Source organism: Pseudomonas sp. PSB18 (genome assembly GCF_014596565.1).
Classification (GTDB): domain Bacteria; phylum Pseudomonadota; class Gammaproteobacteria; order Pseudomonadales; family Pseudomonadaceae; genus Aquipseudomonas.
Genome location: NZ_NOIN01000008.1, coordinates 97,766 through 110,308, shown reverse-complemented (window position 1 = coordinate 110,308; position 12,543 = coordinate 97,766). Strand labels below are relative to the sequence as shown.

Sequence of the window (12,543 nt, the reverse complement as noted above, 5' to 3'; positions counted from 1 at the left end):
TTAGCTTCAAGACGCGGAACACAAACATTCTTATTCCGATTAATTTTCATTTATTATTCAATAACTTAGGTTTGACACCCGTAGGTGCGCGGCTCAAACTCTGCCTCATATACAGCTACTACAGGGCAGGCCTCACCATGAAAGGCGACGTTACAGTCATCCAGCATCTCAACAAGATCCTCGCCAATGAACTGGTCGCAATCAACCAGTACTTCCTGCATGCACGCATGTACGAGGATTGGGGCCTGAACAAGCTGGGCAAGCACGAGTACCACGAGTCCATCGACGAGATGAAACACGCGGACAAGCTGATCAAGCGCATCCTGTTCCTCGAAGGCCTGCCGAACGTCCAGGACCTGGGCAAATTGCACATCGGTGAACACACCCGGGAAATGCTCGAGTGCGACCTGCGTATCGAACGCACCGGCCACGCCGACCTGAAAGCCGCCATCGCCCATTGCGAAAGCGTTGGCGACTTCGGCAGCCGTGAACTGCTGGAAGACATCCTCGAATCCGAGGAAGAGCACATCGACTGGCTGGAAACCCAACTGGGCCTGATCGACAAAGTGGGTCTTGAGAACTACCTGCAATCGCAGATGGGCGAAGAATAATCTTCGCCAAAGACGAGCCACTAAAAAGCCCCGCCCTCTGATGAGAGGCGGGGCTTTTTATTGCCTGGGTATCCAGGCAGCACCGAAATTCTACTGTGGGAGCGAGCCTGCCCGCGATTGCGGTGTGTCAGCCGCCATCACTTTATCTGACTCGTCGCGATCGCGAGCAGGCTCGCTCCCACAAGGTCCCTGTTCAACCACAGTCTGAGTGGCGAACACGGACCATCGTAAATCAGGCTTCGGTCTTGCTCGCCGCTACTTTCGCTACAGCTTCCTTGATCGTGGTCTGCAGCGAGCCGTCAGCGGCCATCTCGGTCATGATGTCGCTACCGCCGATCAACTCACCCGCGACCCACAGTTGTGGGAAGGTCGGCCAGTTGGCGTACTTCGGCAGGTTGGCACGGATTTCCGGGTTCTGCAGGATGTCCACGTAGGCGAACTTCTCGCCACATGCCATCACCGCCTGGGCAGCCTTGGCCGAGAAACCGCACTGCGGCGCATTCGGCGAGCCTTTCATGTAGAGCAGGACGGTGTTGTTGGCAATCTGGTCTTTGATCGTTTCGATGATATCCATGGAGCACCTCGGCTTAAACTTCGCGACTTAAGTCGTCGACACGGTGGCGCATTGTAACGGAAAGCCGAGCAGGGTGCTCGGTCTCCTCCAGAGACAATTTTACGCCGCCACCACCGTTACCGGCACGCCATTGAGCGCCGCATTGCCGGACAACTCGTCCATCTGCCGCTCATCGGTCAGGTCATTGGCGCTGGAGCCGGGCTGTTCGCTGGCAATGCTCATCTGCACACCCGGCCGGGCATGGCCCCAACCGTGGGGCAGGCTGACCACGCCTTTCATCATGTCCGGGCTGCCCTGCACTTCGACTTCGATCACCCCCACCCGTGAACTGATCTTTACCCGTTGCCCATCACTCAGCCCACGACTGGCCAAGTCATCCGGGTGCATCAGCAGTTGATGACGCGGCTTGCCCTTCACCAGTCGATGGAAGTTATGCATCCATGAATTGTTGCTGCGCACATGCCGACGGCCAATCATCAGCAACTCATCCGGCTTGGGTGTCGGCAACGCGGCGAAACGCCCGATGTCGGCGAGAATCACCGCGGGGGCGGCCTGCACCCGTTGATTTTCGGTCTTCAGTCGCGGCGCCAGGTTAGGCTTGAGCGCCCCAAGGTCGATGCCATGGGGGTGGTCAAACAGCGTCGCCAGGGACAGCTTGTGCGGCGAAGCATCTCCGTAAGCGCCCGCCCGCAAACCGAAGTCGATCATCTGTGCGGGCGGCATGGTCGGCTTGAGTTCCTTGCCGGTCCTGGCGGCGAAAGCCTTGGCCAGGCCGACAAAAATTTCCCAATCGTGCAATGCGCCCTCGGGCTTGGGCAGGATGGCCCGGTTGAAGCGGGTGACGTTGCGCACCGCGAACAGGTTGAACGTGGTGTCGTAATGGTCATTTTCCAGCGCGGAGGTCGAGGGCAGGATCAGGTCGGCATAGCGCGTGGTTTCGTTGATATACAGATCGACACTGACCATGAACTCCAGCCCGTCCAATGCCTGCTCCAGTTGCCGCCCGTTGGGCGTGGACAACACCGGATTGCCGGCGACAGTGACCAATGCCCGGATCTGGCCCTCGCCCTCGGTGAGCATTTCCTCGGCCAGGGTCGATACAGGAAGCTCGCCAGCGTACTCTGGAAGCCCGGAGACTCGGCTTTGCCAGCGGTTGAAATGCCCGCCCGAGGTACTGGCAACCACATCCACCGCCGGCTCGGTGCACAGCGCCCCGCCAACCCGGTCCAGGTTGCCGGTCACCAGGTTGATCACCTGGATCAGCCAGTGACACAGCGTGCCGAAAGCCTGGGTCGAGACGCCCATCCGCCCATAGCAGACCGCCGAGGGCGCGGCCGCGAAGTCCCGGGCCAACTGACGGATCTGCGGCGCCGGCACCGCACAGAGCGGGCTCATTGCCTCGGCGGTGAAGGTTGCGACAGCCTGGCGCACGTCCTCAAGGCCATCCACCGGCAAGTGGCTGTCGCGGGTCAGGCCCTCGCTGAACAACGTATTGAGCAGGCCAAACAGCAGCGCGGCGTCACCACCGGGGCGCACGAAGAGATGCTGGCTCGCCATGGCCGCCGTTTCGCTACGACGCGGGTCGACCACCACCACCTTGCCACCGCGGGCCTGGATCGCCTTGAGGCGCTTTTCCACATCCGGCACGGTCATGATGCTGCCATTGGACGCCAAGGGGTTGCCGCCCAGGATCAACATGAAATCGGTGTGGTCGATGTCCGGGATCGGCAGCAGCAGGCCGTGACCGTACATCAAGTGGCTGGTCAGGTGATGGGGCAACTGGTCCACCGAAGTCGCCGAGAAGCGGCTACGGGTCTTCAGCAAACCCAGGAAATAGTTGCTGTGGGTGGTCAGTCCATAGTTGTGCACACTCGGGTTGCCCTGGTAGACCGCCACCGCGTTCTGGCCGTGGCGTTCCTGGATGGCCGCCAGGCGCTCAGCGACCAATGCGAACGCTTCGTCCCAGGCAATGGGCTGCCATTCGCCGCCAATCCGCTGCATGGGTTGGCGTAAACGATCCGGGTCGTTCTGGATATCCTGCAGGGCCACCGCCTTGGGGCAGATATGGCCCCGGCTGAAGCTGTCCAGCGGATCGCCCTTGATCGAGGTGATCGCCAGGCCCTGGCCTTCGGTTTCGGTGGTTTCCAGAGTCAAGCCGCAGATGGCTTCACACAGATGGCACGCACGGTGGTGAAGAGTCTTGGTCATGGCCAGTCTCTGTTTTATTCGTGGCGGGCACTTTCGGCCGCGGGAACAAAACTATGGCGCGTGATCCACGCCTTTGCCAGCGAGGTTCGTCCTGTGAATTGCCGGGCATCAGGCGTACCGATGAAGTGACATCACTGTTCGGGAGGCGGCGCCAACAGCTGGATCTCTTCGACGGTCTGCACCTGTTCCTGGGCGATAGGCACTCCCGTCAACTCACCGATCAATCGCCAATGCTCGTCGAGCCCGCCGCTGATGGTGGCCATGCGATCGATCATTCGGCGACCGGCGGCCTTGATGACTTCATCATCGCTGCGCAACAACTCGAATGACATGGACGTCACCGAAGCGGTGAGGTGAGTCAGGGAGCGTGCCGTCAGCCCCAGCAGCTCCATCAGTTGTTGCTCTTTCGAATCCATTTCGAGGCTCCTGCGTCTAGGGGTTCTTTTATAACCCAGCCTTTTACATTAGGAAATGTTTCACACTTACCACCAGACAGGCGAATCACGGAATAACGGATCACAAACCGACCATCCGCGATGTCAGGCCCGTCCCGGCTGATTGCCAAGCTGCGCAACGCCAGTGTACAAATGGATCGCTGCTGTCAGGAAACCGGCCTCAAACATGTCATCACAGTCTGGTGACGACCCCGCTGAAATCCCCAAAAACCGTAGCCCTATTGGTAAGACGCGACATTTAATGTCAATATCGCGCCTTCCCCTATTTTCGTCGCCCCGTGCGGCTTTTGCCGCAGGTCTCGCCCGTTTTTTTATTAAACAAGGCTTTGAGCATCTGCGGTCTGTTACAAAAAGGTAGTCAATCATGAGCGCAAGGCACTTTCTCTCCCTGATGGATCTCACGCCCGATGAGTTGCTCGGCGTGATCCGTCGAGGCGTGGAGCTCAAAGACCTGCGTAACCGCGGTGTACTGTTCGAGCCCCTGAAGAACCGCGTACTGGGCATGATCTTCGAGAAATCATCGACCCGTACCCGAATTTCGTTCGAAGCCGGCATGATCCAGCTCGGCGGCCAGGCGATCTTCCTGTCGCCCCGCGATACCCAGCTGGGCCGTGGCGAGCCGATCGCCGATTGCGCCATCGTCATGTCGAGCATGCTCGACGTGATGATGATCCGTACCTTTGCCCACAGCACCCTGACCGAATTCGCCGCCCATTCCCGTGTGCCGGTGATCAATGGCCTGTCCGATGACCTGCATCCCTGCCAGTTGCTGGCCGACATGCAGACGTTCCTGGAACACCGTGGCTCGATCCAGGGCAAGACCGTGGCCTGGATCGGCGATGGCAACAACATGTGCAACAGCTATATAGAAGCGGCGATGCAATTCGACTTCCAGTTGCGCATCGCCTGCCCCGAGGGCTACGACCCCAGCGCCGAACTGCTGGCCAAGGCTGGGGATCGGGTGTCCATCGTCCGTGATCCGAAACTGGCCGTGGCCGGCGCGCATCTGGTGAGCACCGACGTCTGGACCTCCATGGGCCAGGAAGAAGAAACCGCCAGGCGCCTCGAGCTGTTCGCGCCGCTGCAGGTCAACCGGGCCCTGCTCGACCTGGCGGATGCCGACGTGCTGTTCATGCATTGCCTGCCGGCCCACCGTGGCGAGGAGATCAGCTTCGACCTGCTGGACGACCCGCGCTCGGTCGCCTGGGATCAGGCCGAGAATCGTCTGCATGCCCAAAAGGCCCTGCTCGAGTTCCTTGTCGAGCCGGCGTACCACCACGCATGAGTCATCCCCTGCTGTTGAATCTGCACAACCTGGCCTGCGGTTACCAGGACCAACGGGTCGTGCAGAATCTCAACCTGCATCTCAATGCCGGCGACATCGGTTGCCTGCTCGGCTCGTCCGGGTGTGGCAAAACCACGACATTGCGGGCCATTGCCGGCTTCGAGCCGGTGCACGAAGGTGAAATCCAGCTGGCCGGGGAAACCCTTTCCCGCGCCGGCTTCACCCTGGCTCCGGAAAAGCGCCGTATCGGCATGGTGTTCCAGGACTACGCGCTGTTCCCCCACCTGAGTGTGGCGGAGAACATCGCCTTCGGCATCCGCAAGCATCCGGACAAGGATCGCGTGGTGGAAGAACTGCTGGAGCTGGTCAACCTGAAGAACCTGGGCAAGCGCTTTCCCCACGAGCTGTCCGGCGGCCAGCAACAGCGCGTGGCATTGGCCCGCGCATTGGCGCCGGAACCACAGTTGCTGTTGCTTGACGAACCGTTCTCCAACCTCGACGGCGAGCTGCGTCGCAAGCTCAGCCATGAAGTGCGGGACATTCTCAAGGCGCGCGGGACCAGCGCCATTCTGGTCACCCATGACCAGGAAGAAGCCTTCGCCGTCAGCGACCATGTCGGCGTGTTCAGGGAAGGTCGGCTGGAACAGTGGGACACGCCCTACAACCTGTACCACGAACCGCTGACGCCCTTCGTCGCCAGTTTCATCGGCCAGGGCTATTTCATCCGTGGCCGGCTCGAAAGCCCGGAGTCGGTGCAGACCGAGCTGGGTATCCTGCGCGGCAACCGGGCCTACACCTGGCCCGTCGGCGGCGCGGTGGATGTGCTGTTGCGGCCGGACGATATCGTCTACGCGCCGGACAGCCCACTCACGGCCCGGATCGTCGGCAAGACGTTCCTGGGGGCTTCGACCCTGTACCGCCTTCAGTTACCGACGGGGGCACAACTGGAGTCGATCTTTCCGAGCCATGCCGATCATCAGGTCGGTGCCCATGTCGGCATTCGGGTGTCGGCTGAACATCTGGTGCTGTTCCAGGCCTCGGGCAGCACGGCTGCGCACATACCATTGGTGGAGAGTGGGGTGCGGCGGTACGGCGCGGCCCATTGAAGTCTGGCCGAGACGCCCACTTCCCGTTGTCTCTGATCTTTGATTGTGGGGGCAACTGTATTATCTTTGCCGCCGTCATCGCGAGCAGGCTCGCTCCCACAGGTCTTGGTGGTGTATGCAAAGGCTGCGTACACCCCACATCCCATGTGGGAGCGAGCCTGCTCGCGATGACGGCCTGACGGCTGGCGCAGCTCCCGGCTTCAGATCAGCCCAGCAACAACGTCCCACTGGCCACCAACCTCGCATCCCCGCCAATCTTCACCCGCTCCCCCTCCAATCGGCAGAACAGCGCCCCGCCCCTGGCCGAGCATTGATAAGCCGTCAGCCCCAGTTTGCTCAGGCGTTTGGACCAGTACGGAACCAGGCTGCAATGGGTCGATCCGGTCACCGGGTCTTCGTTGATCCCGATCGCGGGGGCAAAGAAACGCGAGACAAAGTCATGCCGGCTACCCGGCGCGGTCACAATAGCGCCGGGCCACGGCAGCTTGGCCAGGGCTGCCATGTCCGGTTTGCAATCGAGCACCGCTTGCTCCGACTCCAGCACCACCAGCAACACGTTGGATGTCAGGACGTCCACCGCCTCGACACCGAGGGCGTTCTGTACGGCCAGGGAGGCGCCCAGTTCGCTGGGTATCATGGCCGGAAAATCCAGCCACAGCCGGTCACCTTCGCGACTGACGCTCAAGGGGCCGGATTTGCACATGAAATCCAACCGGTCGGCAGTCTCGTGGTAGATCTCGAACAGCACATGGGCGCTGGCCAGCGTGGCGTGTCCGCATAACGGGACTTCGGTGGTGGGGGTGAACCAGCGGATGTGCCAATACTGGCCTTCGCGTACCAGGAACGCGGTTTCGGCCAGGTTATGTTCGGCGGCGATCTTTTGCATCAAGTCATCGGCGAGCCAGGCATCGAGCCGATAGACTATCGCCGGGTTGCCGCCAAACGGTCGGTCGCTGAACGCATCGACTTGATGAAACGCAAGCTGCATGGCCTTCTCCTCGTAAGAATCCTTGTTATAGAGGCGCGAGCATGAGGCGCCTTGACGCCGCCACGCCAGTGACAGATCAAGTGAATTTTCACCCTACAGCGTAGGGCAAAATCTGCCCGCAAGAGATCAGGCGCGACCGATATCGGCGAACGCCGCCCCGGTATGCTCGGCCAGTACCCCAGGCGCCAGTTCCACCTCCAACCCGCGTCGCCCCGCGCTGACATAGATGCTGGCGAAGGGTTGGGCGGAACGGTCGATGAAGGTGCGCAAGCGCTTCTTCTGCCCCAAAGGGCTGATACCGCCCAGCAGATAACCCGTGGAACGTTGCGCGGCCGCCGGATCGGCCATCTCGACTTTCTTCACACCGGCGGCATGGGCCAGCGCTTTCAGGTCCAGACTGCCGACCACCGGCACCACTGCCACCAGCAGCTCACCTTTCTCACTCGCGGCCAGCAATGTCTTGAACACCTGCGCCGGATCCAACCCCAGCTTTTCCGCGGCCTCCAGGCCATAGGAGGCGGCCTTGGGATCGTGTTCGTAACTGTGGATGCGATGCTCGGCGCGCACTTTTTTAAGCAGATCCAATGCGGGGGTCATGACCGCTCCTGAAGAAATCAGAAAAGAGTGGGCCGGGATTCTAAGTCATACTTCACGAATAGTTGAAAATATGACCGAAGGTTCACTTTCAATCTTTGACAGCAGCGTTTCTTGTCTATATTTTTTCGAAAGTGAAAGCCAGAACGCATGTCTCGAGCATCATCCGAGACCAGATTTACGTCCCAAGGCAATCGATATGACCGACCTCCAGAACAAGAACTACATCATTGCCCTCGACCAGGGCACGACCAGCTCGCGCGCGATCATCTTCGACCGTGACGCCAATGTGGTCTGCACCGCCCAACGCGAATTCGCCCAGCATTATCCCCAGGCCGGGTGGGTCGAACATGACCCGATGGAAATCTTCGCCACCCAGAGCGCAGTCATGGTCGAAGCCCTGGCCCAGGCCGGCCTGCACCATGATCAGGTGGCCGCCATCGGCATCACCAACCAGCGTGAAACCACGGTGGTGTGGGACAAGACCACCGGTCGTCCGATCTACAACGCCATCGTCTGGCAATGTCGGCGCAGCACCGAAATCTGCCAACAACTCAAGCGCGATGGCCACGAGCCCTACATCAGCCAGACCACGGGCCTGGTCACCGACCCGTACTTCTCCGGCACCAAGCTCAAGTGGATCCTGGACACCGTGGAAGGCAGTCGTGAACGGGCGCGAAACGGTGAGCTGCTGTTCGGCACCGTCGACAGCTGGTTGATCTGGAAATTTACCGGCGGCAAGGTCCATGTCACCGACTACACCAACGCCTCGCGTACCATGCTCTTCAACATCCATTCCCTGGAGTGGGACGCGAAGATGCTCGACATCCTCGACATCCCCCGGGAAATGTTGCCGGAAGTGAAGTCTTCTTCGGAAATCTATGGCCGCACCAAGAGCGGCATTGCCATTGGCGGCATCGCCGGCGACCAGCAGGCCGCCCTCTTCGGCCAGATGTGCGTGGAACCGGGCCAGGCGAAAAACACCTATGGCACCGGCTGTTTCCTGTTGATGAACACAGGGGACAAGGCAGTCAAATCCAATCACGGCATGCTCACCACCATCGCCTGCGGACCCCGTGGCGAGGTGGCCTACGCCCTGGAAGGCGCGGTATTCAATGGTGGTTCCACGGTGCAGTGGCTGCGCGACGAGCTGAAAATCGTCAACGACGCCCTCGATACCGAATACTTCGCCAACAAGGTCAAGGACAGCAACGGCGTGTACCTCGTGCCCGCCTTCACGGGCCTTGGCGCACCGTACTGGGACCCTTATGCCCGTGGCGCACTGTTCGGCCTTACGCGCGGCGTACGGGTCGATCACATCATTCGCGCGGCGCTGGAGTCGATCGCCTACCAGACCCGCGACGTGCTCGACGCCATGCAGCAGGATTCCGGTGAACGCCTCAAGGCCTTGCGCGTTGACGGCGGAGCGGTCGCGAACAACTTCCTGATGCAGTTCCAGGCCGACATCCTCGGCACCCAGGTCGAACGCCCGAAAATGCGCGAGACCACGGCCTTGGGCGCCGCTTACCTGGCGGGCTTGGCCTGCGGCTTCTGGGGCAGCCTGGAAGAGCTGCGCGGCAAAGCGGTGATCGAGCGCCGGTTCGAACCGCAACTGGACGAACAGGCGAAGGAAAAACTCTACGCGGGCTGGAAAAAAGCCATCAGCCGCACCCGCGATTGGGAATCCCACGAAGACGCCGAGTAGCCTGAAACCGGCATGAAAAAGGACTGAAACTGGTCGGGAGTGGATTCCTGCGGCATCATGGGCAAATTTTGCATGGCAGCCCAAAGGAAGCCCCATGAATCTGCCTCCCCGTCAGCAGCAAATCCTCGAACTGGTCCGTGAACGCGGCTACGTCAGCATCGAGGAAATGGCTCAGGTGTTCGTCGTCACCCCGCAAACCATCCGCCGCGATATCAATCAACTGGCCGAGATGAACCTGCTGCGTCGCTACCATGGTGGTGCCGCCTACGATTCGAGCGTTGAAAACACCGCCTACGCCATGCGCGCCGATCAGATGCGCGATGAGAAACAACGCATTGCCGAAGCCATCGCCGCCCAGATCCCCGATCATGCGTCGCTGTTCATCAACATCGGCACTACCACCGAATCCATCGCCCGGGCGCTGCTCAACCACAATCAGCTGAAAATCATCACCAACAACCTGCACGTGGCGTCGATCCTCAGTGCCAAGGACGACTTCGAAGTGTTGATCGCCGGCGGCAACGTGCGCCGCGACGGTGGCGTGGTGGGCCAGGCCAGCGTCGACTTCATCAACCAGTTCAAGGTCGATTTCGCCCTGGTGGGTATCAGTGGGATCGACGAAGACGGCAGCCTGCTGGACTTCGATTACCAGGAAGTGCGCGTCTCCCAGGCGATCATCGCCAACGCCCGGCAAGTGCTGCTCGCGGCGGACTCCAGCAAGTTCGGGCGCAACGCCATGGTCCGTCTCGGGCCCATCAGCCTGATTGACTGCCTGGTGACCGACCAGCAACCAGTACCGGCCTTGGTGCAGTTGCTGAGCCAGCACAAGATTCGGTTGGAAGTGGTTTAAGGCAGCTTCAGCTGCTGTTTTCAGCTTCGCGAGATCGCAGGCTTCGCCAGCCCTCTACACCATACCTGTAGGAGCTGGCGAAGCCTGCGATCTTTTTTATGTTCGAAAATTTTCCTTTTGACGTCTTTCGATGAGTTTTTTCAATCGGGATCGACTAGCCGCTGCTGTATTAATGGGCTAGTATTTTCGCAAATGAACATTTATGTTCGAATTCAAATGTCATGAAAGAAAACCGAGGCCAGCCGATGCCCACCTCCACGTTGCCTACGCCCCCTATCGCCGAAATCTACGACATCGCCGTCATTGGCGGTGGTATCAATGGCGTAGGGATTGCCGCGGACGCTGCCGGTCGCGGTCTTTCGGTGTTCCTTTGCGAAAAGGACGACCTGGCCAGCCATACGTCATCGGCCAGCAGCAAGCTGATCCATGGCGGGCTGCGCTACCTCGAACATTATGAATTCCGCCTGGTGCGCGAAGCGTTGGCCGAGCGCGAGGTGTTGCTGGCCAAGGCCCCGCACATCGTCAAGCAGATGCGTTTCGTACTGCCCCACCGTCCGCACCTGCGTCCGGCCTGGATGATTCGTGCCGGTCTGTTCCTTTACGATCACCTGGGCAAGCGCGAACAACTCGCCGGCTCCAAGAGTTTGAAATTCAGTGCCGACAGCGCGCTGAAAAGCGAAATCACCAAGGGCTTCGAATATTCCGATTGCTGGGTCGACGATGCACGGTTGGTGGTGCTCAACGCCATGGCGGCGCGGGAAAAAGGCGCGCACGTCCACACCCGTACCCGCTGCGTGAACGCTCGCCGCAGCAATGGACTGTGGCATTTGCACCTGGAACGCGCCGACGGCAGCCTGTTTTCCATCCGCGCCAAGGCGCTGGTGAACGCAGCCGGTCCATGGGTCGCCAAGTTCATTCGCGATGACCTGAAGATGGAATCCCCGTACGGTATTCGTCTGATCCAGGGCAGCCATGTGATCGTGCCGAAACTCTATGAAGGCGAACACGCGCATATCCTTCAGAACGAAGACCAGCGCATCGTGTTCACCATCCCTTACCTGAACCAGTTCACCCTGATCGGCACGACCGACCGCGAATACACCGGCGATCCGGCCAAAGTAGCGATTACCGACGGCGAAACCGATTACCTGTTGAATGTGGTCAATGCCCACTTCAAGAAACAGATCAGCCGTGACGACATCCTGCACAGTTATTCCGGTGTACGTCCGCTGTGCAACGACGAGTCCGACAACCCGTCGGCCGTGACCCGGGACTACACCCTGGCGCTTTCCGGTGGCGGCCAAGAGGCGCCTTTGCTGTCGGTGTTCGGCGGCAAGCTGACCACCTACCGCAAACTGGCCGAATCGGCCATGGCGCAACTGGCCCCCTATTTCACCCAAATGCAGCCGAGCTGGACCGCCGACGCCCCGTTGCCCGGCGGCGAGAACATGACCACCCCGCAGGCACTGTGCTCGGCGATCCGCGACAAGTTCGACTGGGTACCCACCGACCTCGCGCGCCGCTGGGCCACGACCTACGGCAGCCGTACCTGGCGCATGCTCGAAGGCGTACACAACCAGAGCGACCTGGGCGAGCTGCTTGGGGCTGGCCTCTACACTCGGGAAGTCGACTATCTGTGCAGCGACGAATGGGCCGTCGATGCCCGGGACATTCTGTGGCGCCGTAGCAAACTGGGCTTGTTCACCACCCCTGCCGAACAGGAAAAGCTGCAGCAATACCTGGACAAGGTCGCCCATAACCGCCGCAAGATCGAAGCGGCCTGATCGATAGCCTGCTCGACCGAAGCCCCTGGATCTAACGATTCAGGGGCTTTTTGCTGTCTGAAATCGCACCACCGGCCCTGTGGGAGCGAGCCTGCTCGCGAAGCGATGGGACATCCAGCCTCTATTGATTCAGGCACACCGCTATCGCGAGCAGGCTCGCTCCCTCGGGGCCGATGCGGATTCAAGGCATTCGGTTTTCCGAACGCGACCCGGCAGTCGGTTCGGCTAACCGGATGATTTCCCCATAAAAAACCTGAAACAAAACATTAATACCTATACAAAACAATAGGTTATCCATGGCTCACTGGCCTGGCACGGGTCATGCTCTACACTCCTGGAGACGAATGCCTGGGCACCAACACAACAGGAGCAACCGGGCACTC

At 60.2% G+C, this 12,543-nt stretch carries 11 protein-coding genes; 6 read left to right on the top strand and 5 right to left on the bottom strand.

Going from position 1 to position 12,543, the window contains the following annotated elements; genetic code table 11:
* Positions 1-137 precede the first annotated feature (137 nt).
* Complete coding sequence (gene bfr / locus CGA22_RS19325) at positions 138-611, top strand: bacterioferritin (protein ID WP_041020241.1); 474 nt, start codon at positions 138-140, stop codon at positions 609-611.
* 232 nt (positions 612-843) lie between these two features.
* On the opposite strand, the gene grxD is transcribed toward bfr, so the two are convergent.
* The 3 genes from grxD to CGA22_RS19310 all read right to left on the bottom strand — a co-directional run bounded on the left by grxD (position 844) and on the right by CGA22_RS19310 (position 3,809).
* Positions 844-1,185: a Grx4 family monothiol glutaredoxin gene (gene grxD / locus CGA22_RS19320; RefSeq protein WP_041020242.1), complete on the bottom strand. Its 342-nt coding sequence runs from the start codon at positions 1,183-1,185 to the stop codon at positions 844-846.
* A gap of 99 nt (positions 1,186-1,284) precedes the next feature.
* Complete coding sequence (locus CGA22_RS19315) at positions 1,285-3,393, bottom strand: molybdopterin oxidoreductase family protein (RefSeq protein WP_041020243.1); 2,109 nt, start codon at positions 3,391-3,393, stop codon at positions 1,285-1,287.
* Between the two features lie 131 nt (positions 3,394-3,524).
* The gene (locus tag CGA22_RS19310) at positions 3,525-3,809 is read right to left on the bottom strand and encodes a hypothetical protein (RefSeq protein WP_041020244.1); all 285 of its coding nucleotides are present in this window, start codon (positions 3,807-3,809) and stop codon (positions 3,525-3,527) included.
* Positions 3,810-4,212: 403 nt separating this feature from the next.
* Here CGA22_RS19310 and argF point away from each other — a divergent pair, with 403 nt between their 5' ends.
* Positions 4,213-5,133 (top strand): ornithine carbamoyltransferase, encoded by a 921-nt coding sequence (gene argF / locus CGA22_RS19305; RefSeq protein ID WP_041020245.1) that lies wholly within the window; start codon positions 4,213-4,215, stop codon positions 5,131-5,133.
* The gene (locus CGA22_RS19300) at positions 5,130-6,239 is read left to right on the top strand and encodes an ABC transporter ATP-binding protein (protein WP_041020246.1); all 1,110 of its coding nucleotides are present in this window, start codon (positions 5,130-5,132) and stop codon (positions 6,237-6,239) included. The genes argF and CGA22_RS19300 overlap by 4 nt, the downstream gene beginning before the upstream one ends.
* Before the next feature lie 205 nt (positions 6,240-6,444).
* Here CGA22_RS19300 and CGA22_RS19295 read toward each other — a convergent pair whose 3' ends face one another.
* Together CGA22_RS19295 and ybaK are read right to left on the bottom strand one after the other, a co-directional pair.
* Entirely contained in the window at positions 6,445-7,227 is a 783-nt protein-coding gene (locus CGA22_RS19295) for a PhzF family phenazine biosynthesis protein (RefSeq protein WP_041020247.1), read from the bottom strand.
* A 126-nt stretch (positions 7,228-7,353) separates the two neighbouring features.
* Positions 7,354-7,824, bottom strand: coding sequence for a Cys-tRNA(Pro) deacylase (gene ybaK / locus CGA22_RS19290; protein ID WP_041020248.1), 471 nt, complete (start codon positions 7,822-7,824; stop codon positions 7,354-7,356).
* 196 nt (positions 7,825-8,020) lie between these two features.
* Here ybaK and glpK point away from each other — a divergent pair, with 196 nt between their 5' ends.
* From glpK to glpD, 3 genes are all read left to right on the top strand, one after another.
* Positions 8,021-9,526: a glycerol kinase GlpK gene (gene glpK / locus CGA22_RS19285; protein ID WP_041020249.1), complete on the top strand. Its 1,506-nt coding sequence runs from the start codon at positions 8,021-8,023 to the stop codon at positions 9,524-9,526.
* A 94-nt stretch (positions 9,527-9,620) separates the two neighbouring features.
* Complete coding sequence (locus CGA22_RS19280; RefSeq protein ID WP_041020250.1) at positions 9,621-10,376, top strand: DeoR/GlpR family transcriptional regulator; 756 nt, start codon at positions 9,621-9,623, stop codon at positions 10,374-10,376.
* Between the two features lie 245 nt (positions 10,377-10,621).
* Positions 10,622-12,160 carry a glycerol-3-phosphate dehydrogenase gene (gene glpD / locus CGA22_RS19275; protein WP_041020265.1) on the top strand — a complete coding sequence of 513 codons (1,539 nt, stop codon included), beginning with the start codon at positions 10,622-10,624 and terminating at the stop codon, positions 12,158-12,160.
* The last annotated feature ends 383 nt before the right edge of the window (positions 12,161-12,543 follow it).

Excerpts from the sequence above, each read along its gene's own strand:
- bfr (WP_041020241.1), top strand. The coding sequence starts at position 138 with ATGAAAGGCGACGTTACAGTCATCCAGCATCTCAACAAGATCCTCGCC.
- grxD (WP_041020242.1), bottom strand. The coding sequence starts at position 1,185 with ATGGATATCATCGAAACGATCAAAGACCAGATTGCCAACAACACCGTC.
- CGA22_RS19315 (WP_041020243.1), bottom strand. The coding sequence starts at position 3,393 with ATGACCAAGACTCTTCACCACCGTGCGTGCCATCTGTGTGAAGCCATC.
- CGA22_RS19310 (WP_041020244.1), bottom strand. The coding sequence starts at position 3,809 with ATGGATTCGAAAGAGCAACAACTGATGGAGCTGCTGGGGCTGACGGCA.
- argF (WP_041020245.1), top strand. The coding sequence starts at position 4,213 with ATGAGCGCAAGGCACTTTCTCTCCCTGATGGATCTCACGCCCGATGAG.
- CGA22_RS19300 (WP_041020246.1), top strand. The coding sequence starts at position 5,130 with ATGAGTCATCCCCTGCTGTTGAATCTGCACAACCTGGCCTGCGGTTAC.
- CGA22_RS19295 (WP_041020247.1), bottom strand. The coding sequence starts at position 7,227 with ATGCAGCTTGCGTTTCATCAAGTCGATGCGTTCAGCGACCGACCGTTT.
- ybaK (WP_041020248.1), bottom strand. The coding sequence starts at position 7,824 with ATGACCCCCGCATTGGATCTGCTTAAAAAAGTGCGCGCCGAGCATCGC.
- glpK (WP_041020249.1), top strand. The coding sequence starts at position 8,021 with ATGACCGACCTCCAGAACAAGAACTACATCATTGCCCTCGACCAGGGC.
- CGA22_RS19280 (WP_041020250.1), top strand. The coding sequence starts at position 9,621 with ATGAATCTGCCTCCCCGTCAGCAGCAAATCCTCGAACTGGTCCGTGAA.
- glpD (WP_041020265.1), top strand. The coding sequence starts at position 10,622 with ATGCCCACCTCCACGTTGCCTACGCCCCCTATCGCCGAAATCTACGAC.